This window comes from Stieleria marina, assembly GCA_007741555.1.
In the GTDB taxonomy this organism is placed as follows: domain Bacteria; phylum Planctomycetota; class Planctomycetia; order Pirellulales; family Pirellulaceae; genus K23-9.
The window spans coordinates 6,583,345-6,608,709 of sequence record CP036526.1; the positions used below are offsets into that span (position 1 = coordinate 6,583,345).

Annotated in this window: 19 protein-coding genes; 4 read left to right on the plus strand and 15 right to left on the minus strand. The window is 54.4% G+C overall.

Features of this window, described 5'->3' with window-relative positions; genetic code table 11:
• Positions 1 to 184 precede the first annotated feature (184 nt).
• Positions 185 to 1,675, plus strand: coding sequence for an FGGY family carbohydrate kinase (locus K239x_RS23410; protein WP_145420763.1), 1,491 nt, complete (start codon positions 185 to 187; stop codon positions 1,673 to 1,675).
• An 86-nt stretch (positions 1,676 to 1,761) separates the two neighbouring features.
• Here the strand turns inward: K239x_RS23410 and K239x_RS23415 are convergent, their stop codons facing one another.
• The 4 genes from K239x_RS23415 to K239x_RS23430 all read right to left on the minus strand — a co-directional run bounded on the left by K239x_RS23415 (position 1,762) and on the right by K239x_RS23430 (position 11,708).
• On the minus strand, positions 1,762 to 7,095 hold the full coding sequence (locus K239x_RS23415) for a DNA repair ATPase (RefSeq protein WP_145420764.1): 5,334 nt from the start codon (positions 7,093 to 7,095) through the stop codon (positions 1,762 to 1,764).
• A 229-nt stretch (positions 7,096 to 7,324) separates the two neighbouring features.
• Positions 7,325 to 9,424, minus strand: coding sequence for a flotillin family protein (locus K239x_RS23420; RefSeq protein ID WP_145420765.1), 2,100 nt, complete (start codon positions 9,422 to 9,424; stop codon positions 7,325 to 7,327).
• A gap of 2 nt (positions 9,425 to 9,426) precedes the next feature.
• On the minus strand, positions 9,427 to 10,143 hold the full coding sequence (locus tag K239x_RS23425) for an OB-fold-containig protein (RefSeq protein WP_145420766.1): 717 nt from the start codon (positions 10,141 to 10,143) through the stop codon (positions 9,427 to 9,429).
• Positions 10,144 to 10,514: 371 nt separating this feature from the next.
• Positions 10,515 to 11,708, minus strand: a complete 1,194-nt coding sequence (locus tag K239x_RS23430; protein WP_145420767.1) for a site-2 protease family protein — start codon at positions 11,706 to 11,708, stop codon at positions 10,515 to 10,517.
• 154 nt (positions 11,709 to 11,862) lie between these two features.
• Between K239x_RS23430 and K239x_RS23435 the strand changes: the two genes are divergently transcribed.
• On the plus strand, positions 11,863 to 12,309 hold the full coding sequence (locus K239x_RS23435; protein WP_145420768.1) for an RbsD/FucU family protein: 447 nt from the start codon (positions 11,863 to 11,865) through the stop codon (positions 12,307 to 12,309).
• A gap of 133 nt (positions 12,310 to 12,442) precedes the next feature.
• Here the strand turns inward: K239x_RS23435 and K239x_RS23440 are convergent, their stop codons facing one another.
• A complete protein-coding gene (locus K239x_RS23440) occupies positions 12,443 to 13,732 on the minus strand; it encodes a PQQ-binding-like beta-propeller repeat protein (RefSeq protein WP_419189318.1) in 1,290 nt (429 codons plus the stop codon).
• A gap of 58 nt (positions 13,733 to 13,790) precedes the next feature.
• Entirely contained in the window at positions 13,791 to 15,143 is a 1,353-nt protein-coding gene (locus K239x_RS23445) for a Gfo/Idh/MocA family protein (RefSeq protein WP_145420770.1), read from the minus strand.
• Between the two features lie 216 nt (positions 15,144 to 15,359).
• Here K239x_RS23445 and K239x_RS23450 point away from each other — a divergent pair, with 216 nt between their 5' ends.
• Positions 15,360 to 16,154, plus strand: a complete 795-nt coding sequence (locus tag K239x_RS23450; RefSeq protein WP_145420771.1) for a class I SAM-dependent methyltransferase — start codon at positions 15,360 to 15,362, stop codon at positions 16,152 to 16,154.
• Positions 16,155 to 16,212: 58 nt separating this feature from the next.
• Here K239x_RS23450 and K239x_RS23455 read toward each other — a convergent pair whose 3' ends face one another.
• From K239x_RS23455 to K239x_RS23465, 3 genes are all read right to left on the minus strand, one after another.
• The gene (locus tag K239x_RS23455) at positions 16,213 to 16,770 is read right to left on the minus strand and encodes a cytochrome c oxidase assembly factor Coa1 family protein (protein ID WP_145420772.1); all 558 of its coding nucleotides are present in this window, start codon (positions 16,768 to 16,770) and stop codon (positions 16,213 to 16,215) included.
• Between the two features lie 211 nt (positions 16,771 to 16,981).
• Positions 16,982 to 18,037 (minus strand): hypothetical protein, encoded by a 1,056-nt coding sequence (locus tag K239x_RS23460; protein WP_145420773.1) that lies wholly within the window; start codon positions 18,035 to 18,037, stop codon positions 16,982 to 16,984.
• A gap of 149 nt (positions 18,038 to 18,186) precedes the next feature.
• Positions 18,187 to 18,834 (minus strand): RNA polymerase sigma factor, encoded by a 648-nt coding sequence (locus K239x_RS23465; RefSeq protein WP_145420774.1) that lies wholly within the window; start codon positions 18,832 to 18,834, stop codon positions 18,187 to 18,189.
• Positions 18,835 to 19,472: 638 nt separating this feature from the next.
• On the opposite strand from K239x_RS23465, the gene K239x_RS23470 reads away from it, so the two are divergent.
• Positions 19,473 to 21,053, plus strand: coding sequence for a permease (locus K239x_RS23470; protein ID WP_145422534.1), 1,581 nt, complete (start codon positions 19,473 to 19,475; stop codon positions 21,051 to 21,053).
• Between the two features lie 23 nt (positions 21,054 to 21,076).
• On the opposite strand, the gene K239x_RS23475 is transcribed toward K239x_RS23470, so the two are convergent.
• From K239x_RS23475 to K239x_RS23500, 6 genes are all read right to left on the minus strand, one after another.
• Positions 21,077 to 22,030 carry a GHMP family kinase ATP-binding protein gene (locus K239x_RS23475; protein ID WP_419189319.1) on the minus strand — a complete coding sequence of 318 codons (954 nt, stop codon included), beginning with the start codon at positions 22,028 to 22,030 and terminating at the stop codon, positions 21,077 to 21,079.
• On the minus strand, positions 22,027 to 22,611 hold the full coding sequence (locus K239x_RS23480) for a DUF447 domain-containing protein (RefSeq protein WP_145420776.1): 585 nt from the start codon (positions 22,609 to 22,611) through the stop codon (positions 22,027 to 22,029). The genes K239x_RS23475 and K239x_RS23480 overlap by 4 nt, the downstream gene beginning before the upstream one ends.
• Positions 22,608 to 23,198 (minus strand): anthranilate synthase component II, encoded by a 591-nt coding sequence (locus K239x_RS23485; protein WP_145420777.1) that lies wholly within the window; start codon positions 23,196 to 23,198, stop codon positions 22,608 to 22,610. Before K239x_RS23485 ends, K239x_RS23480 begins: the two co-directional genes overlap by 4 nt.
• Before the next feature lie 138 nt (positions 23,199 to 23,336).
• The gene (locus K239x_RS23490) at positions 23,337 to 23,813 is read right to left on the minus strand and encodes an ExbD/TolR family protein (protein WP_145420778.1); all 477 of its coding nucleotides are present in this window, start codon (positions 23,811 to 23,813) and stop codon (positions 23,337 to 23,339) included.
• On the minus strand, positions 23,810 to 24,247 hold the full coding sequence (locus K239x_RS23495) for an ExbD/TolR family protein (protein ID WP_145420779.1): 438 nt from the start codon (positions 24,245 to 24,247) through the stop codon (positions 23,810 to 23,812). Before K239x_RS23495 ends, K239x_RS23490 begins: the two co-directional genes overlap by 4 nt.
• Positions 24,248 to 24,250: 3 nt before the next feature.
• Positions 24,251 to 25,144, minus strand: coding sequence for a MotA/TolQ/ExbB proton channel family protein (locus K239x_RS23500; protein WP_145422535.1), 894 nt, complete (start codon positions 25,142 to 25,144; stop codon positions 24,251 to 24,253).
• Between the last annotated feature and the right edge of the window lie 221 nt (positions 25,145 to 25,365).

The following is a 25,365-nucleotide window of genomic DNA, read 5'->3' on the forward strand; positions in this document are numbered from 1 at the left end:
ATTTTGGTATCGTGACAAAGAGATCTGATTTCATCAGACTAGCGAACTTGGCGACGATGGGCGACCACCAATTTTTTCGCCAACCAGGCGCCTCAATTAATATGGGTCGCGGCGAACGTGATACGATAAATGGGCCGCGTAGACGCTTTTTTGCTTCCCAACTCTTGGCACCGGAAGGCCCCCCATGGTCAATTCGACGGGCGATGTTCGAGAAGTCTATTTGGCCCTCGATCAGGGAACGCATTCATCGCGGGCGATTCTTATTGACAACGACTCCAACACGTTGGCGAAGTTCCAGATTCCCGTCGGCATTACGTACCCCGACAGCGTTTCAGCGGAGCAAGACGCCGATGAAATTCTGCAAAGCGTCATCGCTGGTATTCAGCTGGCTCTTTGCAAAGCCAAAGAGAATCACTGGCACATCCGCGCCGCCGGTCTAGCCACCCAGCGAAGTAGCGTCGTGGCTTGGAATCGCGAAACGGGCGAGATCCTGTCGCCGGTCATCAGCTGGCAAGATCGCCGCGCCCACGAACAAGTGGAAACGCTTCGCCAACACGCTCACGAAATTCGTCAGCGGACAGGGCTGCCGCTGACGCCGCACTACGGAGCCAGCAAAATTCGCTGGCTGCTAGATCACCGCGTGCCGGTTCAGCAGTGTGAACCTGAAGTCCTAGGGATCGGACCGCTCGCCAGTTTTCTAGTTGCCAAATTAACGCAGCATGACGCCAAGAAACTAGCCACCGAAAAACTCTCGCGGTACTTGGTTGACCACACCAATGCCTTGCGGACACAGCTGATGAATCTGCAGGAACTGGATTGGGACCCGCGTTTGCTGGAACTGTTTGGTGTAAGCAATGTCGTGCTGCCAACCTGCGTGCCCGTCATACACGACTACGGCAATCTGTCAGACACAACCATTCCGTTGACGGTCGTGTCCGGCGACCAGACTGCAGCCATGTTTGGTCAGGGTGCGTTTCCCGACCAGACGGCGTTAGTCAATCTGGGCACCGGAGCTTTTGTATTGACGCAAACCAAGCCAGACGAATCGATCGACGAAGCTCTGTTAGGTGGACTTTCGCTGAGCGACGATCAGTCATGCCAGTATCTGTCCGAAGGAACTGTCAACGGTTGCGGCGCCGCGACGGCATGGGCGATGGAGCAACTGGGCCTAAAGGACGAAGATCGCCAGCACTTTGATCACTGGCTCAGTGAATTTTCATCACCACCGATCTTCGTCAATTTAGTAGGCGGCGTCGGTTCGCCGTGGTGGATCGAGCAAGGCGATTCGTACTGGTGCGACCAAGATGGTCAACCGATTTCACCCCAGGAAGTTTCGCCGCGTGCGGCGATGGTTGCGGTTCTGGAAAGCATCGCATTTTTGGTTTACGAGAATCTTCGCCGCATGATGCGGCATCAAACCATCACGGACCTTCGCGTTTCAGGCGGGCTGTCTCAATTGGATGGAATCTGTCATCGCCTAGCGAATTTATCCCAATGCCGAGTGACACGATCCGCGGATATCGAAGCGACGGCCAGCGGTGTGGTGTGGTTGGCGGCAGGACGTCCCGAAACTTGGCACGATGAAAGTGATGACACTCTTTTCGTTCCGTCATTAGATGACGAACTCGCAAACCGATACAGTGTTTTGGTGTCGCAGCTCGAAAAAATTCATTAAGCCCGCCCCGCTGGAGCGGACTGCACTGTCGGTACTAATTAACGGCGAATTCGATTCGCCTCAAAAGTGCATCGTCAGACAAAGTCCTATGCCTTCTCGTCGCCAGCCGAATTGAATTCGTCTTCGATCTGGTTGTACGTGGACAACATATTGTCGAGTTGTTCGCCCAGTTTGCTCAAGTCACGACCGTTGTCGATGGATTCGGCCAGGATCGGTCGTAGCCATTCTTGCATGAGGTGGAATTGACCTTTGATTAGATCGGCTAGCACTCGAGGAACTTTGTGTTGGACAAAGACTTTCTGATCCGGCGGAGTCGCTTGGTGGTTGCTAATCGCTTCGAGCTGTTTGCTAGTTGCGCCCAGCGTTTCAGCCAGTTGATTGCCGCTGACCGACAGTGTTTGACGAATGCTGTCGATCCGTGCGTCCATACGTTCCTCCGCACCGTCGTTTTGCATCGCAATGGCTTTGCTGATGACTTGGCGAATGCTCTCCAAACCGTCTCGCATCGATGCGAGCTGCCGCATCAACTGGCCGGCTTGGTCCTCGCTGTCCATGCCTTGCATCCGCACACTTTCGACGAATGAATACTTGATACTGTCCCAACGTTCTTTCTCTTCGACCGACAGGATGCCCATCAATTCCTTGAATTTCAGCACGTTGGCCTCGTTATCGGTCGTCAGTGTCTGAGCGTCTTGTTCGTAGGCGCTGACGATCAAACTTTGTAGTTCCTGTTCGTTCATGACGCTTGCGACCTTTTCGGCCATGCGATTCATGTTTCGATACGAACCCTGAAGCTTGAACGGTGGCTCGGTGCGGTAAGCGTCGGCTTGCGCGGCACTACGAATGTAGGCGCGGTTGACTCGCAGCACGACATCTCGGATGCGAAGCAGCTTTCGCATCACTTCGTACATCTCACGGACTTCGTCCATGGAAATATTGCTTTGCAGTTCAATGCCTTCGATGCTGTCACGCTGTGCGGCACGAATGATCGCTCGAGCGTCTTCGGGCGGCGCGGTTCCCAGAGGTGCCAATGTTCCGTTGCTGGTCAGACAGTTTTCCAAGTAACTCATCTCAAACGCGTCAGCACTATCGCCGATGATCTCGCCCAGGTTGTAGACGTCGGCACGGTTGGACAGCATGTCGGGAATCTGGAACCGTTCGCCCGATTCGGTGTACGGATTGCCCGCCATCACGACCGCGACACGTCGACCGCGAAGGTCATATGTTCGCGTCTTGCCGTTGCGCACGCCTTCAATCTTTCGCGTTGCATCACAAAGCGAGATGAATTTCTGCAGCAACTCGGGATTAGTATGCTGAATGTCGTCCAAGTACAGCATCACGTTGTCGCCCATTTCCAAGGCGAGGTTCAGTCGTTCGATTTCTTCGCGAGCCGCCGCATTGGGTGCTTCCGCCGGATCCAGCGACGTGACACCGTGACCGATGGCGGGCCCGTTGATCTTCATGAACACAACGCCCAAACGATTGGCGATGTACTCCATCAGTGTGGTCTTGCCGTATCCCGGAGGCGAAATCAGCAGCAACAATCCCATGCGGTCGGTGCGTTTGTCTTCGCCAGCCGATCCCATCTGTTTGGCCAAGTTGTCACCGATCATCGGCAAGTAGACTTCGTCAAGCAATTGGTTGCGAACAAAACTGGTCAGCACACGCGGCTTGAATTCTTCCAGTCGCATGTCGTCGCGAGCGGTGTCGACGATGCGAGTCTTTGTTTCTTGCAGGCGACGGAAACGAGGCACGACGTCACCGCGATAGCTGCGAACGCGTCTGAGCATTTCGTGGTAGTGAACCCCAAGGGTTCCCTTGACGATTCGATCGTGGCTGCCTGCGATGTCCGAGAGCTTTTCAGCAACGGTCGCGTCTGTAGTGCGGAACGATTCGTTGCCGCCCGATAGAATGACCCATGCCAATTCGTCAACGTAGTTCACCGCTGGGTCGGCTTCGTCGCTCTGGTCATGCGTGTCGATAAAGGCGACGGCCCAGTTGCGTGCCAGGATGAAGGCTCGAACAGGATCGGACTCGGACGTTTTCAGTGCGGCAGTGAGCAGCTTTTGGCGTTCGTCGGCAGGAATGCTCTCAGCGAATTCCTCGAACAGTGCCGCAGCGCGACCACTGGCGACCGTTTTCTTGGGTGCGTGCGTGAGCTGGTCGAAAAGGTAGTCAGCGATGCGATGAGCAGAAACTTCGTTGGCACCTTGTGACCCGCTGCCGCTCCCCAGGGACTCTTGCGATTCTGACAGCGACGGTGAAGTACCCGTAGCGAGTGCCCGCGTCTGACGTGTGTCGAAAAGGGGCTGCCATTGATCTGATTGTGCGTCGGCTAGATCGATCAGTCTGGTCCGGAACTCGATAGCTGGCTGTGCATTGGGGTAGGCCTTAGCCAGTTTTGCGAAGCCGCCGATCCAATCGGTCATCGCCTTGCGGCTCTTGGCATCCAACAATTTGGTGAACCACAGGTTCGCCGCGGCGCGCACGCTGGGTGCGTGACGCAAAAGATCGATCGATGAATCGAACTGGAGCAAGGAACCCAGAATCGCTGCGGTGTCATGATCGTGGACGCCCTTCGAGTAGCCTTCGTCGAATCGGCCGCTGATCTGCGTCTGCACCCATGAAGATGTCGTCGCCTCGGGAAAGGCGATCTCGCCGGCCTTGATCTGCTCGAACAAATCCACGGCCAAATACTCAGCGCGATAAACGTTCTTGTTTTCGCTGATCAGTTCTTGATTCCAAAGATCTTTACTAGACGTCAGTGCTTCGTCGACAAGCGGTTCGAAGAACTGCGTCCCGGTCAGGTGCATGCACATTTCGCCGCCACGCAGGACGGTCGTTAGATCCAAAGGCTGTGTATTGACGGAGAAACGGTGCTTGCCCAATCGAATCACGTCGCCGCCATCTTCGTACAGATCTTGGCGGTCCTTCAGCTGACGCGTGGCATCTTCGCGAACGGTTTTCAACCGGCTTTGCAAATCACCGACGCGGACGGCGTCATCCAAATCGCCCAACTGGTCAATGATGTCACGAACTTTTTCCACCATCAAATCGCCAGCGAAGTACGCGGCGATCTCGTCGGTCGATTCCATTTTCCCGACTCGTGAATTGATCCCTTTCAGGATTCGATCAGCGGCGGCGGAAAGCGACTCTGCTCGACGATTCCGTTTTTCGATCAGCTGGACTTTTCGCGATTCAAACGCTGCGTAAACGTCTTCACGTCGCGTCGTCAACTGCATTACAAAATCGTCAAACTCGGCGAAGCGGCCTTCCAGCTCCTCCAGTTGCACCATGACCTTGGTCAGGTACTCGTCACATTTTTCGGGCGCGTCACAAACGTCCAAGTAGCCCGAAGTGGTTTGCTCCAACAGTTTCATCTGCGACGCAAATTCAGCGCGTCCCTCAGTGCTGGCTAGTTCACCGACACGAGCCTTCAGTGAGCTGCGAACTCGGTTTAGCGAAGCAAAAACGTCGCCGATATTGTCGATAATTTCCGTGCGTTTGGTGGTGTCTTCGATTCGCAGATTGCTGACAGTTTCGGTCAGCAGTTCCAATTGCGAAGCAGCCGTATCGACTTCTTCGCTCAACGCATTGGCTTCGCTGACGGTCGAAACTTCGACGACTTTTTCACCAGCAGTCGCGACGCGTTCTTGATAAGGATCCAGCGCGCCGGGAGTCAGCAAGAAATCGACACAACGCCGACTAACGCGTTCCGCTCGTTCGGCGGTTTGTGTTTCCAGGTCGTCGATGATTGTCTCATCGACATAGCGAAGCTCCTTCAGGCCAAGTGCGTGTCCGCGTTGTTCACGCAGTTTGGCAAGTGTGTCGACAAAATCGTCGATCGACTCAAAACGACTGCGTTCAATTTCCTTGATCAAGCTTTCGACGGCACTCTGGACATCTTTGGTCCTTGCGGCCGTATCACGTCGTACGCGAACCACTTTGTCGAACTCTTCGACAGCAGCGTTGGCAGCTTCGCGAATCTTGCGGATCGGTTCCGCAAGCTTTTGCGTTTCCTCTTTGTCGATCCAAAAATAGCTATCCAGCACGTCCGACGACTTTTTTCCTAGGTCGACATACAGACCGTCGTAGCTGTCATCTTTGTCAATCAAACTCAGCATTTCGTTGCATTCGGCCATGCCGCGTACAATTTCTTTGTTGCCAATTTTGAACAACAAAGAATCGGTTTGATTGTCGGGAACGTAATTGGGCCCAGTGAAGGGCGTTTGCCAAACTTGGATTGGGTGGTGTTTTTGCGCTTCGTCGTGAGTCGAGAAACAGACCATCTCGCCTTTCTCGAAAAACGTTTGGCCGTGGCAGACCAATGGCGTCTCGACGGTTTGCGAAATCAGGTTGTAGCGAAGCTGGATGTAGGTGCCTGTCGCTGGATTATAAAACAGATACAGGTAGTCTTCGCCATTGGAAGCAGCGACGGTGCGTTGATACCGCATGTCGGCTTGGCCGTGATCGAAGCGTTTGAATTCACCCGTTTGCAGATAGTAGCCGCCGGGAAAAATGATCCCGTGATCACCAGGCAGCATCACGGCAGCGTGCTCGATTTCATCCAACCGCATCGCTTGTTGGATTTTGTCGTTGTAAACCAGATAACGCGTGACGTCTTCCTGGTACGGCTTCATTTTCAGCAGTACCAAGTTGCCGATGATCGCGTAGTGAATCTCGGCGTCATCTAGCGTTTGATCCGGATTATCAACGGGTTCTGCGTAGATGCCTTCGCCGGATTCGGTATTGTTTTCGACTTTGATCGTCAGGTCACCGCCGACGGTTTCGACAAAGACCTTGTCATCGATTGAAATGTGAGGGTGAGCACCGTAATGATGCTGATCGCGAGTTGTGCGAGTCCAACGGAATTCGTGTTGAGCCGGTTCGCGAACTTCATGTTCGGATCGATTGTCGAGGTATTCGATCGAAGTCGGCGTGACCCGCCATTTAAACGACTTGATGTCGCGAGCGGTTTTGCCGACTTGGAAGACCATATGAAGCATTGGCCCCACACGGAAAAAGCGTGCGAAAGTCGTGCCTTTGTAGAATTTGTACAGTTCGTGAAAGTCCGACTCGAACTTCTTGTCTCCGATGACCTCCAACGATGATTCGTGGAACTGGTTGTCAGCGAATTTGTAAACGCTGAAGACATCCGCCAGTTCGATTTCGGTTTTCAACCCAAACTGAACGTTGTAGCCGAATAGAAACTCGTCGCCGATGGAGACCAAGTCTCTGGGGATACAGTTGTGCTGAGTCGTGACACGCTCGGTCGAAATCAAGTGCGTGTCGATGTTGCCGAAGACTTCGGCGCGTTCTTCATTCAGCTTGGCCAGACGGGTACGCAATTCGCCCGCCGCATCACGCAAGCGATTGCGGAGTACTTCGTATGTGCCGGCTGCGAGTTGAGTGTCGGACATGGTGTTCGTGTATTCTCGTTCTTGCGCTCGACGCGGAGATGATGCTGAATCTGTCGTTGCTTGCGACTCTCCCTTGGGGAGAGCAAATCCTTAGCGAGGAGAGGTCGAAACGGTGATGCTATCCCTACCGATGCCGTATCACTGATTACGTTCTCCGCCCGCTACTACATCCGGCTCTCCCGATGGGAGAGTCGCTTGCCAATCGTGCAATCACGATTTGGATCGGTCACTAGGCTTTGCCGTTGGTCGGCTTGGCCTGAGCGGCTAATAGTCGACCGGCTTTTTGGTCGGCGACGTTGGCGGTGCCGGCCATACCCAAAAGGCTGGTCAGCGATGACCGAACGTCTTCGGTTTTGGCCATGCCCATCATTTTAGCGATCAAAGCCGCAATCGAGAGATCTTTGACGCCGTCGGTGTCCAAATCGAATTGGCTCATCATCGACGTGATCTGGTCTCGAAAGTAATCAGCATTTCCATCGAAGAACGTGTCTTTGATGTCGGTAGCTACGCGGCTGTTGTAAACGAATCGGTCGATCGCTTTGCCACCTTTGACTGCCGAAGTGATCTGGTCGAAGAACTCGCCGTCGCCACCGACAATGTCGATGCGAGCTGCTTTGAGTGCTTCGCCCACCACACCGGCTTGGCTTTCCGCAATGCCACGTTGTGCATCGATCGCTGCAATTTCGACATCCTTTTCTTTGTTCAGCGACAGCTTGAACTCTTCGTGCTCTTTACCGACGGTGTCCAAGATTTTCATAGCTTCGGCTTTCTCGGTGATACCTTGAGCCTCGCTGCGGAACTTCTCTAGTTCCACGTTGGCTTCGGCAAGACCTTGCTTTTCGATCGCTTCGGCTTTGGCGGAAATGCCTTTCGCTTCGGCGACCGCTTTGCTTTGTAAGACGGTCGCTTCGGCGACACCCTCTTTTTCCAAGCTAACCGCACGAGCTTCTTGGACCTGAACGTCAGCCAAACCAGGAGCAGCTTTGGTAGCCGCGTCGGCTTCTGCCAACATTTTCAAACCAGACGCTTCCTTTTCGGCCGCATCGCGTTTTGCTTCCGCATCGACACGGATTTTGTCAGCCAAGTACGATGCCGCTTCTTTTTCGGCTTGAGCTTGTTGAGTCTGACGAATCAGTTCTTCCTGAGCCTTCATTTCTGCAGCGGTCACTTGGACCTTCTTCAGACGGTCAGCTGCGGCGAACTCTTCGGTATCTTTGATTCGCTCTTGCTCTTCGACCACAGCTCGCTCGACGGCGACCCGTTCGCGAATCACTTCTTGAATGTTCCGTTTTTCGACTTCGATGGCCTTTTCTTTTTCGACGTCGGCAACACCGACCACGCGGAGGCGTTCGGTTGCTTCTAAATCGCGGTCACGATTGACTCGCTCTAGTTCGACCGCGTCAGTCTTCTCTTTGCTACGCTGGGCCACCAAGACTTGACGTTGTTTATTTTCTTCGGCGACGCCCAGCTCTTCTTCGGTGGTGATTCGAGCTCGCTCGGATTCTAGACGCTGCTCTTCTTCGACCTTTTTGGATGAAGCTCGTTCGCGGGCAGTGATCTCGGCGATTTCGCGAGTTTGCTTCTCGACGGCTTCGACACGCTGACGTTCCAGAGCCAAGATTGTCTCTTCTGCTTCGACGTCTTGCTTCTTTAGCGTCTTTTCTTTGTCGCGTGTAAACTGGTTCTCTTTGACTTTTTCGTTGGACGTCAGCTCGGTGATCTTCTTGATACCTTCGGCGTCCAAGATATTCGTGGGCGAGAGCATCTCGAGCGGTGTTTGCTCCAGGTAGTCAATCGCGGCGTCATCTAGCTGGTAGCCGTTCAGGTCGGTACCGATGACTTTCAAGATCTCTTCTTTGAACTTGTCACGCTGATCATACAAGTCGACAAAATCGAATTGCTTGCCGACTGTTTTCAAGGCTTCCGAAAACTTGGCGTCGAACAACTCACGTAGTGTTTCTAGTTCGGAGCATCGCTTTGCACCGATCGACTGAGCCACTTCCTTCATCTGCTCTTCGCTGCTGTCGACGCGGATAAAAAAGGCGACCTTGATGTCGGCACGGATGTTGTCACGACAGATCAAACCTTCGCTGCCTTGACGACTGATCTCGAAGCTTTTCAGCGTCAAGTCCATGTATTCGACTCGGTTGATCACGGGATAGATCAACATGCCGCCTGCAGTGGTGACGTCCATGGCGCCCCAGCCCGTCTTGACGATGGCTTTGTCGGGACCGACGACCAGGTAACAGCTTTTGACGACCGATACAACAATCACGACTAGCACGAGGGCCAGGATGATGATGGCTGCAAAAATGGTAATGGGATCCACGGTTAGCTCTCCGAGTTGATTTTGGTGACGGTGTAGATGCGTTTACTGCGATTGAAATCGATGATTCGGACTTCCGTTCCGCGTGGAAACGTCGAACCGTCAGTGCGTACGTTCAGCAGCAGAGGGGCTGCATTTGTACGAAACTTAGCTTGCCCATAAGAAGGGTTGGCTTCGATCGACGATATTTCACAAGTTGAACCCAGCATTCGGCTGGAATCGTAGCCGGGTTCTTTGTCGAATTTGCCGACCAGAGGCTGCGTAACTGGTTTAGTGATCAAGACCGCTATAACCGCGTTGCGAATGGTCAACAGAATCGACGGGATCAACGTGGCCGAATAACGATGCACATCGAAACCGTGCCACAGCGAATAGGAGATTCCCCAAAGAGCCAACGTGAAGACGCCGCCCCAGATCGCGATGGGAATACGGCCAAAGTTGGACCACCGAACCGTCATCGCGCCCAAGCTGCCGAACAGCCCAGGGTGATTCAAGTCGGCTCCCTCCACGCCTCCGCCGCCCATGTCCACATCAACGACGTCCAAATCTGGCACATCAAGGTCCACATTCATGTCGACATCCACATCCAGTCCGGCATCAAAATCACCGACACCCAGCGCTGCGACGCCAGAGTAAATGATCATCAGCGCCAGCATGATGGATGCTGGCCAAATGGGACCGACAAGAAAGTTATCGCTGAATTGGGTGACGATTTCGGACACTGCAAAAGACCTAGCCAGGATGGATGGGAGTAAGCTCCGATTAGCTTAATGGTTAGGGCAGCAGCAGCTGGAAATCAGGGCGCGAAATCCTGGCTTTTGGTCGACAGTTGTTCCGTCAGTCAGCGAAAACCCCGGATAAAAGACGGCATGCAGATGCGACGATGGCCCGTGGATTGGCAGGGCGAATGACTTTCTGAGGAGAGAAGGTTTGTTTCTAGCGGAATGCCGCAAGCCCGCCGGTCTTTGACGTACCGGACGGCTCGCGCCGTTCCGCTATCAGTTGCCCCATTTTCAGAAAGTGACTTGCGCTGGAGCCATGGGACAGCGTCTAGACATGGGACAGCGGCTCGCTCGCCCAATTGCTAACTTGATTAGCCTAATGCGGCTCGTATACGGAGCGAATCGAGATCCAGCAGCCCGACCAGTTGCCCACTAGCGTCAACGACCGCTAACTGACGCTCATTGCGGGCAAGCGTGGGCAAGACGTCTTCCAAACTGTCGTGCTGACGCACAATCGTCGCATCATGATCTGCCATTTGACCTGCGGTCGTCGCTGGATCAACACCGTTCTGAATCGATGAACTAACGGTCGACAGCCTTAGTATTCCGACCACTGTGCCAGCGAGTGAAACCACAGGCATCGCGGCAACCGAAGACGATTGCCAGGTCTGCGAAATGGTCGCCAACGGTGTGTCCATCGAAACCGAAGGCGGGTTTTGAATCATCACATCACGAGCGACCAGACCTCGGACCGCCTCGGTAACTTCGACCTGCTTGGCTTCGGACATCCCAGCGTATGCGATGAACATGGCGATCAAAACGGGAACGGGACTTTGTTGGTCACCAGCAAACCACATCACCGCCATGATGGCTGCACAAACCAGTCCGATGCGCGACGCGATGTAAGTTGCTTTTGCGTAGCTCATCATCATGGCCAAGACACTTCGCAAGACACGGCCACCATCCATGGGAAACGCCGGAATCATATTAAAGATGACCAACGCCACGTTGATCAACGCAAGCGTGTAGACGTAGCTAAGAATGCCGATGGGCCCAAACAAACTTGCGTCTTCCATTTCGGCTGCCGCTTCGGCCATCGCCGGCGTCGTGACGGCTTCGCTTTCGGCCACCACCGATTCGGAGCCGACCATCGCAGCCCCCGTATCGACCATCAAGCCTGCGAACATTTCGCTGCCAAGCATCGTCAACAAAACCACCAGCAACACCGATGCAATCACCACATTGACGGCGGGACCGGCCACGGCGACCACTAGTTCTTTCCACGGCACACGCGGCATTCGCTCCAACCGCGCGACACCGCCGATCGGAAGCAGCGTGATGTCGACGGTTCCGATGCCGAAACGCCGGGCGGCCAACGAGTGGCCGTATTCGTGAAGCGTGACACAAAGAAAAACGCTCAGCACGATCACAATACTGAAAGCGACCTCGGCTAAGCCGCCCTCCCAGCTTTGGAACGCCACAAACGCCAACAGCAGGCCAAACGTCCAGTGAACGTACAGCCCGATGCCGAAATATTTGCCGAGGCTGAGCCGTTGTTTTAACACGATTGTCTCACAGGTCACGCGAAGTCAGCGGCATGTTTCCGCAGGTGGTTGCCGACGACTGCATCGTACCGCAAACTTAAGTTTTGCACCGCTCCCCCCATTTTTGCGCAAAGGGGCTGAGCGAATCCGAATTTCACCGCTTGGAATTGCCCGAATGCTTCGCCACAAACTGATCCATCCCCAAATTTCATCGATCCTCGCTTCCGCTGGACACCACAGTGCCATCCTGATCGCCGACGGCAACTACCCAGCCGCCAGCAAACGTGGGCCGCGAGCCGAATTGATCAGTTTGAATTTGATGCCGGGCGTGCCGACGTGTAACCAAGTGCTCGAAGCAATTTTGTCGGCCTGTCCCATCGAAGAAATCCAAACCATGGAAACCGAAACCGAGGGGCCCTATGCATTGGACGGTGATCCGCCGGTTTGGGACGACTACCGCAAAACGATTCAATCCGAAGGACTGGACTTGGAACTCAAGCCAGTCGATAAGTGGAAATTCTACGAAGCGGTCAGCACGAATGACCACGTGCTCACCATCCAGACCGCCGACCAACAACGCTACGCAAATATTTTGCTGCACGTCGGCGTCCGAATGGATTAGAAATCTCGTCGGGCCCTGACAACTCGCCGGGCCCTGACAAATCATCGGGCCCTGACAACTCGCCGAGCCCAACCAGACGAGCCCGACTAGATGCGATGAATCAAGATCGCCCGGGCCTCGCGGGACTGCTTGCTTATTTCAGCGGCAGACAGATCAGTTCACTGTCGGTTCTTGCGTAAAGGTGGCCGTCGGCAATTGCGGGGTGCGCCCAGACGACACCGCCTCGGCGATTGAGTTGTTTGCGTGTGGGCTTGATAAATTTCGCACGGGAATGGATTTCGATGCCTTGCGGCGAAAGTGTTGCGGACATCAATTCGCCGTTTTCGTTTTGGATGATTTCGCGGCTTCCGTTTTGAATAATGTAGACCGTTCCCCAGCGGTTTCGCTTGACCACCGAGAGGTCTTCCCAGACACGGTCGCCCGTTTTGATGTCCAGACAACGAAACTCACCGTAGCTATCAGCACCGTAAATGTGATCGCCACGGAATACGGGATTGCTGATCATGCAGTGAAGAGCATCGGTATTCTTTTCGTCGACGCCGACGCGATGCCAGAGTTTTTTTGCCGCCGGCTTTGTCTTGTCAAACTGAATCAACATGGATCCGTCGTAAAACGACGAAACGAAAAGCAAGTCGTCTTGGACGATCGGCGTCGGCACCCCGATGGGCATGTTGCGAGGCAGCATCGGAATGCTCCAAAAAACACTGCCGTCGGCTGGATTCAGCCCGGAGACGCTTTCGCCCGTCCAGCACACAACAACGTCTTGGCCACCTTGCTGGATCACGATCGGTGCGCTGTAGCCTGCTCGTTCGTCCAGCGAATGCCAGCGTTCCTTTCCAGTGGCCACGTCCATTGCGACAACGCACGCGTCACCTTTCCCAGCTGCGATTTGAATCACCATGTCTTTGTAGATCAGCGGCGATGCGGTGATCCCCCAAATCGGCATGCGGATCGCGTAATCGGATTGCAGATCGCGCTTCCAAATGACTTCGCCCGTCGCTGCGTCTAGGCAGTGAAAGTGCCCCATTGCTCCGACGGCATAAGCACGCCCTGCGTCAACCGTAACTGCTGCACGTGGGCCAGCCCGGTAGCTGACCGTGTAGGTCGATTCATATTGGTGCGACCAAATCGCTTTTCCTGTTTCGGCATCAAAACACAAAATGCGTTCGACTTCCGTTTCGATGTCCGCTGGTCCTCGATCGGTGACGTAGACGCGGCCATCAGCAATCGTGGGTCCGCTGTACCCCGCCCCGATCGCAACGGACCATTTTGGAACCGGCTTCTCGGGCAGCGTTTCGATTTGCTCGGCTGCACTCAAAACCGCGTCGCGATGGGAACCTCGCCATTGAGGCCAATCGTCAGCAGTGGCAAACGTTGTACAAAGAAGAAGGACACAAAGAGTGATCGTTTTACGCGAAAGCACGATAAATAACTTTTGGTAAATGCTAATGGCTGTGGTGAGCGGCGACTTGAGCAGTCGGCTACGAAACGGAGGGATGCACGTAAGGTTTGCGGTATTCGCGTTTGAGCATCGCGGTTGCTTCGTCATCGCCGACGACGGTATGCGTTGCAGGATCGAATTTAAAGGACCGGCCCAGCTTCAAAGACTGATTGGCCATGATGCATGACGCACTGCTGATGTGTCCTTGCTCGATGTCCGCAACCGGCTTGCTGCGACTATCGATTGCATCCAAAAAATCTCTCATGTGTCCGCGGATGGCAGATGCAACATGTAACTCAAGGTTCCAATCTTTCTTGTCTTTCGTGTCCGTTGGATACTTGTCCTCTTCGATCAGTGCTTCCCCATGAAGCTTCTGTCCTCCGCCTCGAGGAATGAAATCATACTTATTGACACTGAGCTTCAACGTGCCTTTGTCGCCGTAGATGATGCCTGCCCACGGATACTCGGGATCCGGTGCGGCTCCCCAACTGCGGTGCGTCCAGACCACATCCAGATCGTCAAAGTCGAAAATGGCTGTCTGGGTGTCAGTGATGTTCGCGATCGAATCGTGGTCAACCATTGTTCCCCCCGTGCTGCTGATTTGCTTTGGCCAACCCAATCCCAATTGCCAGCGAACCATGTCCAGCATATGGACGCACATGTCTCCGACGATTCCGTTTCCATATTCCATAAACGCACGCCATGAACGCGGATGGACCAGTTCGTTGTACGGACGCATCGGGGCGGGGCCGGTCCACATCTCGTAATCCAAATGAGCTGGCGGCGGCGTATTGGGCGGGTTCTTTCGCGAACGCATGTGGTAGTAGCAACAGATCTCTGCATGAGCGATATCGCCGAGCAGTCCTGCATCCACCACCCGCTTCTTTGCTTCGATCAAATGCGGCGTACTGCGCCGCTGCGTGCCAACTTGAACGACCCGGCCAGTCGCCCGCGCCGCGTCTAACATGGCCTTGCTCTCCAACACGTCTACGCCCGTCGGTTTTTGCACGTAGACATCCGCCCCGGATTGGACCGCGGCGATCATCGGCAACGCGTGCCAATGGTCAGGCGTGTCAACCAAAACGATATCTAGATCTTTTTGGGCAAGCATCTCGCGGTAGTCGCCGTAGGTCTTCGGGCGATTCTTGGAAACTTGGCGTGATGCAACGAGATCGGCGGCCTCGCTTAGCATCTTGGAATCGACATCACACAACGAAACGACTTCGATTGGTTCGATGTTCATCAACTGCAGCAGGTCACACTTGCCGTACCAACCGCAACCAATCAAGCCGACACGGCGTTTTTTAGATGACGAATCCGCATACGCACGGGATGCGATCGCGGCAGTGGATGTGGCGACAGCGGAACTGCAAAGAAATTTTCGGCGATCCATGACTCAGTGGCTCAAAAAGTAAGTTTGTTCAAAAGATCTGGCAATTTTTGAATATTGTCGGCGTCAGAGCTGCGCGTAGCAAGCGGCACTGATTACATTCTCACGGTGATCGGTGAGCTCTTAGAGCGGCAACAGTACTTTGGCCCATACTGTTGCAGTGAAATCCGATCATGCAGGGGCCAAGTGGGGCCTGAAATACTAAGCAACGCCCCCTTCATGGAATCTGAAGAGATGGATCCTGTTCGCGATCACAATCGCAAATCATGGGACTCTTTCGTCGACAAAGGTAATCGATGGACACTCCCAACACCCCCCGAAGCAATTGCCGACGCACGACGTGGCACATTGAATCTGCTGCTGACGCCCACCAAACCAGTCCCTCAGAATTGGTATCCGGATCTTAAGCAGTTGCCGACTTTGTGTCTGGCTACTGGCGGCGGCCAACAAGCACCTCTGCTGGCGGCTGCCGGTGCGATCGTTACGACGATTGACAATTCACCTAAACAGCTGGAACAGGATCGCTTGGTCGCCGACCGCGAAAACCTGACCATAGCCACGGTCCTGGGTGACATGGCTGACCTGTCGATGTTTGACGACGGCCAATTCGGCTTGGTATTTCACGCCTGTAGCAATTGCTTCTCGCAGACGATCCTGCCCGTCTGGAAAGAAGCGTTCCGCGTCTTGCGTCCCGGCGGCATCTTGATGTCCGGATTCAACAACCCGATCCGCTACGCGATCGCCGACGCGGACCATGATCGCGGTCATTTGGAGCTAACTCGCAAACTGCCTTGGTCAGACTTAACGGGGCTGAGCGAGTCGGAATTGAAATCGCAACGCTATGACGTAGACGAGACTCTGGAGTTTGGCCACACGTTGGAAGACCAGATTGGCGGCCAGTTGAACGCCGGATTCGTCCTGACAGACTTCTACGAAGACCGGTGGTCCGACGAGTCTGATCCGATCTCTGATCTGATGGACACGTTTATCGCCACTCGGGCAATGAAACCCTAGCGTCACGATGCGAGCCATGTTTCGCATACCAAACAGTGGCTACGCAACTTGCGAATACTTACTGGGGAAGGGCGTTGGGATCTGCTTCTGTCGGATCCGCATCGCCCTGGCCAGCATTGACTTCGACCGCATCGCCGCGCGGTAGAGTTACTGTCTGGCCATCCGACAATTTGACCGTCAATTTTTCCACCGTCCACGTACCCGCGGTCAAAAGAAGCTTGCCATCAACGCGTGCAGTTCCGTTGGAACCTTTCGCGTTGAAGCCGACCGTGGCATGTCCGTTGCCGTTGTTGTTTTGATAATTTTGCACGCCAACGGTCGACGTCGACTCGATCGGCGTGCCAAGTTGATTGGCAAGTTCTTCGTCTGACGAAACGTATGCGATCGCTGCGTCAATCGGAGCGTTCAACATTCCCGCGCCTGCTTTGAAACCAAAGAACGCGAGCCCACCACAGCAAACCAAGCCCGCGGCAAACAGCCCAAGAACTAACGCGACAACAAAGCCGAGGCCCTTCTTCTTTGCGGGGGGAGAAGGTCGTTCACCAGGACCGCCTTGCTGAACTGGCTGGTTGGGCGAATGACCTTGACGGCTGAAAGGATTGATTTCGTCGGACATGGGTGTGGCTGGAACGAGTGATTGATGGAAGACCAAACAATCGTGCCATCTTCCTGATCCGCATGCAAGCCGGAGAAAATTCGACAACTGAAATCATGGCCAGACATCGATGTTGACCATCGCTGACATTCCCAAGCCATCTCAACAGCCATCTCAACAGCCAGTCCGGATGCCCATCAAAAAAGGCATCTGACCGAAAATCACCCCAGAATTATCGCTGCCGTACATTTACAAATGGCGGACGCCAACTCGGGGCAAGCGAAGCATCGTCAATATTCACGCCTGCTTCACGCTGTCCGCGATTATTCAACAACGGGTGATCCGTCATCGAATTCAGTGACTGCAGCGAAACAAACCTTGTGTGCCCATCTTCGTACAGCACGTTGATCCCACGACCACTATGGCCAATCTGAGTCGAGTCAATATTTCCGTTGACGATCGCCCCCATCGGAGCATCTGACATCACAGCGAAAGTCGCACGCGACTCGAAACGCGGCGCCGTCAGCCTGTCATGATCAACGACGCCCAAGTTGTACGCATAGTGCCCGCCCGCGACGCGTTGAAGTTCTTTCAATCGGTCCACCGATGTCGAATGCAGGTCCGCCACGGGAACCAATTCATGGACGCTGGCCAACCGCGCGGCTTCGTCCTGCGGCAAGTCCATCGAAGGGCACCATCGCAGCGATGGATTGTCCAACAATCCCGCGTCGTGCAATCGAACCGCATAGATACCAGCAAAGGCTTCGGGCCCCTGAGGAGATACCGCAGGCAAATGTTCTTTAGGATTCAGCGTCACAAAAGACGACAATGCGATCCCGAATTCGCGAAGCTGATCTTGGCAGGCAATTTTTCGCGATTCGAATCGACCTTGAGCGATTGCAGGCAGCAACAAGCCCAGCAAAATCGCCACGGCAACACACCCGCTGACCCAGTCCATCCAACTGCTGGTCGAACGCGGTGAGAGTCCCGATACATTGCCCATCGGTACCAACTGAGCGGGAGACTCGATTGTCTGGTCTTCTTCGCTGGACGACAACACAGAATCATCAGCCGTCGGCAGCGGTGGCAAACTAGCCAGAGTCCGTGCGACCAGATCTTCGCTGGGGCCGGCAGGCGGTTGATAGTCTTCTTCCAGAGGACGCAACGAGGCTTCGATTCGCGCCAGTTCATCGCGGGCCGCAGGATCATCACGCAACAGTTTTGCCACGCGCCGCATTTCGTGCGGTTCCAGCGCGCCCAGCAGATAACCAAGGAGGTCTTCGTGCATTACCGTCGAAACAGTTGATCGGTCAGAATCGAAGACAAGCGAAACGTTCGCGATGTCTCTCGTTAGGTACGGCGGCAAGAATTAGAGGGTTCGCGCTTTTGCGAAACAACTGTCGCTCGCTTTGACTAATTGGCCGTTTGGCCAAAACTTCAATCTTCGACTGGCGACTGGTGGGTTTCACCCCAAAGTTGCCCCAGTCGCTGCACGGCTGCGTGAAGTCGGCTTTTGACGGTTCCCACTGGGATTTGCAACGCCTCAGCAGCTTCGCGGTATTTCAGCCCCTGATAGTAAACCAAGTGCACGACTTGTTGCATTGACTCGCCAAGCGAACTGACTGCGTCGTGGACCCAAACACCATTTTCTAACTGAGATGCGGTCACCAGCGGATCCGGAGCGCTGCCAACGATGGTATCACTCCAACTTCCCGATCGCTGATCGCTGTCCCCCGTCGATGCTCGGTCCAGACTGACCATGCGATGACGTTTGTTGCGGCGCTGAATATCGATAGCTTGGTTTGTCGCCACTGCGTAGAGCCACGGACGAAACCGTCGGCCTGCGTCGAACTGCTGACATTTCAAGTGAACTTGCAGGAAGGTGCCCTGAAACGCGTCTTCGGCTAGCTCTGCGTTCCCGATGTACCGCCGCAAATAGCTGTAAATCTCGCGTTGGTAACGACTTATCAGCCGTTCGAATAGACCGCGATCGCCCGACTGACGGTATTCCAACAACAGCTCTTCGTCGGTCACTTCGTCCAAAGCCGGATCGATTTTCTCTGCGGGAGCCGTTTGCGTGGTCATGGATAGTTCCCAGTCGACTAGAGATTAGCGGGGTGAGCGTCGAGGATCAGCGAAAAGTCGCAGCAGGGTTCGCGGTATTTGAATCGAACCTTCCTGCCGTCGTTCTATCACGCGTCGACAAAGTCGCCAAACCGCCTCTTGAGACTCCATGAATTGATGAAAATCAACCAAACAATCGCAGGTCAGCAAATCGAGCCAATGTCTCCACCGTGATTTCAGTACGCATTATGATGGAAAGTGGGTCAGCGGTCAAAGCACAGAATCCTCGTGATAACCTTCACAAAGTCCTGCGACAGTTGGTTCTCCACTCGCTGAACCCACCCATCGCGGGGGCATGCTTTGGATTTCGGCCGACGATCCTCTTCTGGTTTTCACGCAATCAGCCAGTCCGAATCGAATCGATCGATCTAATTCAAGCCCGCGGTGATTGAGTATAAAAAGACGCTGTCCATCAAACCACTTCGTCGTAGATCCGAGACATCAATCCCGTGAACGAATCATCCAACGGCGAGTTCGATTCATCGCAGGCTTACGGCCTTTCGGCAGACTCAGAATCGGCGTCCGGCAGTCCCGATGTGTCCGCGCGAGGCGACTACCAATGGATTCAGTCCGGTGACATCAACGCTTTTTTTGGGCTGATGCTGGACAACATCGTTGGACTGATGCTGATGGTCAGTTTGCTAGTCGGCTTTGGGTTTCCAAAAGAATTTGCTGTCGGTGCGATGGTACCTGGCACGGCACTGGGCGTCATGATCGGCGACCTGGTGTTCTTTTTTCTGGCATTCCGATTGGCCAAGCAAACCGGTCGCTCCGATGTCACGGCAATGCCACTTGGCCTGGATACTCCGTCGACGTTTGGCTACACGCTTTTCATTCTGGGGCCATCGTATTTGCAAGGTATCAACGCACTGGGATTGGCTCCGATCGATGCCGCGCATCGCACCTGGTACATCGGCATTTGGTGCATCGTGATGAGCGGCGTGATCAAACTGGCCTTGGCACCCATGACGGAATGGATTCGCCGCGTGGTCCCTCGTGCTGGGCTTCTGGGCTCCCTGGCGGCAATTGCATTAGTACTGATTAGCTTTATCCCGCTGACAGACATTCTGGGACATCCGCTGCCTGGAATCTTGGCCTTGGTCATCGTTCTCACCACCCTGATTGCACGCGTCCCATTGCCCGGACGAACTCCGGGAACTCTGGGCGCACTGATCATTGCTGGCGGTGTTTACTATGCGATCTGCGCGGTCGGCGGATTCGGATATGAATTTCCCGTGACACCGACGGTGCAGTGGATGCCCACCAAATGGCTCGAAGCGTGGCAGTTTCAATGGATCGGTGCCTTTGCAGACGCAGTGCCTTACTTGCCGATTGCTTTGCCATTTGCCATCGGAACAGTTGTCGGCGGCATTGACTGCACCGAAAGCGCTGCGGCGGCGGGCGATCACTACGACACAAGAACCGTGATTGGCGTCGAAGCGATTGCGACACTTTTAGCGGGACTCTCCGGCGGCGTGATTCAAACAACTCCTTACATCGGACATCCCGCTTACAAGGCCATGGGCGGTCGCGCGGCGTACACACTTGGCACGGCATTGTTGGTGGGTTCGGCCGGACTGATCGGCTACTTTGCATTGCTTGAATCTTGGATTCCTAAGCCGGTCGTGATGCCGATCCTGGTTTTCGTGGGACTCGAAATCACCGCCCAGAGTTTCTTGGCAACGCCCCGGCGACACTACGCCGCCGTCGCTTTGGCCTGCCTGCCCGCCCTGGCTGTGTTGGCCATGAATATCCCCGGGCGGATGTTTGGCGACGGCGCACTCATGGGAGCAGGCATTGGCCCTGATTCTCTTGCAAATGACGATCTTCGCGCAAGCATCAAAACGCTGACGATGTTAAGCAGCGGCTTTATCCTGACCAGTCTTCTTTGGGCATGGATGCTGGCAGCTGCCATCGACCGAAAATTAAAAATGGCAAGCGTCGTTCTGTTCGCTGCAACGTTGCTTACCTTGTTCGGCGTAATGCACTCACCGCTGCCAGGCAACCAATTATTCCTGCCCTACGGCCCCGAAAGCTGGGGCGATATCGTTATCGACGCTGACAATCGCCCACACGTTTTTGAGTTCGCTGCCGGCTATGCCATCGCCGCAGTTTTCTTCTTCACTTGGTCGTTCTATCCAGGAACTTACCAAATAAATCATCTAACAAACGAACACTGAGCTTTGAAAAACAGCCGCAGGTCCTAAGTCACTTGGATCTGACGCGGTTGATTTTCGACGCGGCATTTTTGAATCCGAATTCCGGTCGCCTGCAGCCGCTGCATCAGTTCGTCGGCGGAGCCGTCCGATTCGCACCAACAAAAAACGCTCGGCCCCCAACTGCTCTGACCGACACCGGTGGCTCCGCTCGATTGCAGCAGATCGACTAGATCAGCGATGGCCCGACTACTGTATGGCCCTCCTTGCACGCGATCGAACAATAGCCCGCTGTCATGGTTGTAGCGATGAAGAGAATCACAAAACGCTTCAAAATCACAGCTCAGTGCGGCTGGCAATAATTCCTCGCCAACTGTTTTCTGCAAGCGTTCCCGCTGCGATGCAGGAGCACTACCAAGCCGATCGAACTGATTTTGTTCGTCGGTTCCGCTAACCGTCGGAGCGGATTCGGTAGGCCGCAACACAAGAACGCGCCATTGATCGGGAAGTTCGGCGCGCTGAACGATTGCATTGAGCGAATGGCCTTCGTCGGATGATTCGTAAATCATTCCTCCGTGAAAATACCCGTGGCTGCCAACGGCCGATCGTTTCCCACGATCAGCGATCTCGGTCGTTAACAGCTCTCCGGAAAGATCGGCTCCCAGAAAAACCACCATCGATTCTGCCACAGCCATTGAAAGCTGCGTACCGGTGCCAAGTCCGTGATGCGACGGTGCTCGCTGCATGATCTCAATACGGCAAGCTGGGCGTTCGGCTAGGCCAAGCACTTCGCACAGACGATCGGCGATGTCGCTCACACGATTGGTCGAATCAGTGCAAGAAAATTGCTCTGCAGCAGTGACGACAACTTCCGTGACCGGACGATCAATCATCACGCCCACACCGCCAAATGGCGACGCGGTATCAACGAGCCCAAAATGCAAACGCGATCCAGTAGCGATGCGTACGGTCTTGCCGAAATGATCAGAGGGCGAGGTCATCTTTCGCTGGTTCGCTGGTCTATCGTTTCGCATAAAAACGCAAACGCCGCTCGTTCGCTTTCGCCGGCCGTCTTTTCGACCAAAGGTGTCAGCCGAGCGATCTGATCGGCGATTTCGTCCGCAGCAATCAAGTGAGTGCGCGTGGCCAAAATAGCTGCTTCGATCACGGCATGTTTTGCTCGGTTAAAACCAAAAAACGGTCGTTCGACGCCACTATGGACGATCCGGCAATGCATGTCGATGCGTGGCTCTTGCCCTGTTTTTGATTCAATTTCAACGGCAAACCACCGATGACAATCGTTCAAAATCCACCAAGCGTCGTTTTGGATACTGCGAACCAAGTCGCGTGCAGACAGATCATCGATCGCATCGACAGCTGCCTTTGCGAACAGCTGCACATCATCGGTAACGTGAATCACTGCATGATTGGTCGCCTGCAAGTTGGCATACGTACGAGACGAACTGAACGGACGCAACAGAAACTCGGGGCTCTCCCAATCGCCGGCCACGGTCGGCCCCATCGGAGCGATGTTGATTCGTCCTGCTAAATCTACGGTCGTAACAATTGATTCCAAAATCATGACGCGGCCGATTCAGTAACATGGGATGTGAGCGTGACGAAGTTTTCAATGACCTTCATGCCGTGATCACTCAGGACCGATTCAGGATGAAACTGGACGCCAAAAACCGGGCGTGTTCGATGACGGACCCCCATGATGATCCCATCTTCGGTCGTCGCACTGACTTCTAATTCGTCAGGCAAATAACATTGATCGATCGCTAGCGAATGGTACCGACCGACTGACATCGGCGATGGACAATCCTTAAAAACACCTTGCTCATCATGTCGGATCTGGGTGGCCATGCCGTGCATCGGCCCGCATTGATGCACCTTGCCACCAAATGCAACTGCGATGGACTGATGGCCCAAACAGACCCCCAGGATCGGCATACGTTCGTCGATTCCCTGAATCACTTCCACACTGCAGCCAGCATCCTGAGGCCCCTTGGGCCCTGGCGACAAGACAATGGCTGTCGGTCGTAGCGAAGTGCAGGTTGCAAGATCAATCGCATCACTTCGAACGACCTTGGTCTCGCAACCAGCGATGCGAAAGAATCGCGCCAAGTTGTGGACGAAGGAGTCGTGATTGTCCAGCAACAGAATCATGGCTGCAGAAAACAGTCGTTATAAAAAAGGTGGATTGGCTGCTTCAACAAGGTAGACAATCCACTCCCAGGCACACAGGACACTCCGCAATAACCAGGGCATCGGTGGTGCCTCGCCAAGCCGACCGTCCAACTGTTGCTAACGACGTGGCTTGGCGAATTTGACTTTTTCGATCAGTTTGATGATCTCGTCACCATTCTTGTAACCGCTGACAGAAGTAATCGCTTCGATGATGTACGCATACCGCAAGTTGTAGTCGGTATCGATTTCGATTTCGGGTCCATCGTTACCTTCGGCAGGTGCTCCCGTCCCAACCAGCTGCAACACTTGGCTACGCAGCGCGGTAAAGTCCGTCCCCATGTCGATCTCGTTAAGCGACATCGACGCGAGCGATCCTTCGGGCGTAGCACGCATGCGCAATTTCAACGGCAAGTCTGTCGGATCCGACACCGCACTGCTATCACCAGCCAGCGGCATGCGAATGCTAAAGTCACCTTCCATTTCGACGATCTTGAACGTCATCACAAAGAACACGAGCAGCAGAAAGACGATGTCAATCATGCTGGTCATGTTCAGCTCTTGCTTCTCCTGCTCAGCCTTGTTGCGGATTTTCATGATCGATCCTCCTTGGCTCGCAGGGCAAAGTTAACGAACTGCTCGTCCTGTGCGACCTTGATGATTTCTTGGACATCACCTGCCGCCGTATCTTGATGAGCACGAATGATAATGTTGGCGTCTTGTGGGCCTTTGTCTTCGGCCCGCATCACGGCCAATTCTTGCTTCAGTCCGGTCGAAAGCGTGTCCGCGGTAAAGCTGTCTCCGCCCAAAATGACTTCTCCATCCCTAGCAACGTGCAAGATGATGGCGAAATCCAACGGCGCCTCAGGCGGCTTCACCAACTGGCTCGATGGCAACACAACCTTGTCATTGGATTCAGTTTGCGCAAAGTTAATCAACACCATAAAAAAGGCGATCAACTGAAACGTCATGTCGATCATCGGCGTCAAATCGCCTTCGGCCAAATCAGGCTTCTTCGATTTTACTCTCATCGATCACTCACCTTCTTGGGGCGTGAAATCCTCAAATCGGCTCATCAGGTTTTCGCTGGTCACGCCGACTTCTAGCAGCAAACGTGCGACGCGGTTTCGCAAAATGTTGTAGGCCGCAATCGCTGGAATCGCGATCGCCAATCCAACCAAGGTCGTGAACAACGCAGTCGAAATCCCCTTTGCCAAGTCAGCTGGTTTAGGTGCCGACGGGCTGGTCGCGATCACGCGGAACGACGCGATCATACCTTGAACCGTTCCAAACAATCCGATCATCGGACTCAGGTTGCCGATCAGAGCCATGTAGCTCAAGCGGTGTTCCAATTTCATGCTCTCTTCTTCGCCGACTTCTTGCATGCCTTCGAGAGCTTTGTTGTAGCCTCGCGACAGTTTTGCTAGGCCGGCCGAAAGGACCTGACCAAGAACCGACTCGTCGGTGCGTGCCATGTCATAGGCTTCTTGAAACTCTTTTTCATTCAGTTTTTCTTCAAAGCTCTCGACCAGCTCCTGGGGGCATAGCGTCTCGCGGCGAGCGGCCAGCATGTTCATCACAAACAGGGACACCAACGTGACAGACAAAGCCAAAAAGATCAGCAAGTACATGTAGCCGAGCGAATCGATGATCCACATCAGCAAACTTTGATCTTCGGCGCCCGCCGCCGCTCCATCGCCTGCAGCAGCCCCTCCTGCTGCAGCATTACCAGCTGCGGCGTCGCCTGCGCCTGGGTCGTCCGCCACAGCAGCCGGTGCGGGAGCAGCGAATTCGTCGGCGGCGTCATCTTGAGCCATCGACATTGTCGTCAGCCCCAACGACGTCAACAGCGCAATCAAACACAGAGCGGCACGGATCGAAAGGGTTGGAGAGAGTGCAAGGCTGCGAGCAAGTGCGGTTTCGTGCATCTGATCGGCCGAAGCTTTGTTTTGCGAAGCATTGCCGACATCATTGCGGCGAGGGGAACCACTAGCGTTGGACATCAACGGAGCACTCCATGAGTTGTAAAAGGGGGGAGCTTAAGATTTAAGAGAAGTCGATTGGGGTCGCCAAGAACTTGGAGAACATTGAGGTTCGCAAACTGGCCGGAAAAAACCGCGTCATAGCAACTCAAGCCCTTTAGAACACA

Coding starts and splice junctions, on each gene's coding strand:
- K239x_RS23410 (WP_145420763.1), top strand. CDS start 185: ATGGTCAATTCGACGGGCGATGTTCGAGAAGTCTATTTGGCCCTCGAT.
- K239x_RS23415 (WP_145420764.1), bottom strand. CDS start 7,095: ATGTCCGACACTCAACTCGCAGCCGGCACATACGAAGTACTCCGCAAT.
- K239x_RS23435 (WP_145420768.1), top strand. CDS start 11,863: ATGCTTCGCCACAAACTGATCCATCCCCAAATTTCATCGATCCTCGCT.
- K239x_RS23445 (WP_145420770.1), bottom strand. CDS start 15,143: ATGGATCGCCGAAAATTTCTTTGCAGTTCCGCTGTCGCCACATCCACT.
- K239x_RS23450 (WP_145420771.1), top strand. CDS start 15,360: ATGGAATCTGAAGAGATGGATCCTGTTCGCGATCACAATCGCAAATCA.
- K239x_RS23455 (WP_145420772.1), bottom strand. CDS start 16,770: ATGTCCGACGAAATCAATCCTTTCAGCCGTCAAGGTCATTCGCCCAAC.
- K239x_RS23460 (WP_145420773.1), bottom strand. CDS start 18,037: ATGCACGAAGACCTCCTTGGTTATCTGCTGGGCGCGCTGGAACCGCAC.
- K239x_RS23465 (WP_145420774.1), bottom strand. CDS start 18,834: ATGACCACGCAAACGGCTCCCGCAGAGAAAATCGATCCGGCTTTGGAC.
- K239x_RS23470 (WP_145422534.1), top strand. CDS start 19,473: ATGCTGGACAACATCGTTGGACTGATGCTGATGGTCAGTTTGCTAGTC.
- K239x_RS23475 (WP_419189319.1), bottom strand. CDS start 22,030: ATGACCTCGCCCTCTGATCATTTCGGCAAGACCGTACGCATCGCTACT.
- K239x_RS23480 (WP_145420776.1), bottom strand. CDS start 22,611: ATGATTTTGGAATCAATTGTTACGACCGTAGATTTAGCAGGACGAATC.
- K239x_RS23485 (WP_145420777.1), bottom strand. CDS start 23,198: ATGATTCTGTTGCTGGACAATCACGACTCCTTCGTCCACAACTTGGCG.
- K239x_RS23490 (WP_145420778.1), bottom strand. CDS start 23,813: ATGAAAATCCGCAACAAGGCTGAGCAGGAGAAGCAAGAGCTGAACATG.
- K239x_RS23495 (WP_145420779.1), bottom strand. CDS start 24,247: ATGAGAGTAAAATCGAAGAAGCCTGATTTGGCCGAAGGCGATTTGACG.
- K239x_RS23500 (WP_145422535.1), bottom strand. CDS start 25,144: ATGCACGAAACCGCACTTGCTCGCAGCCTTGCACTCTCTCCAACCCTT.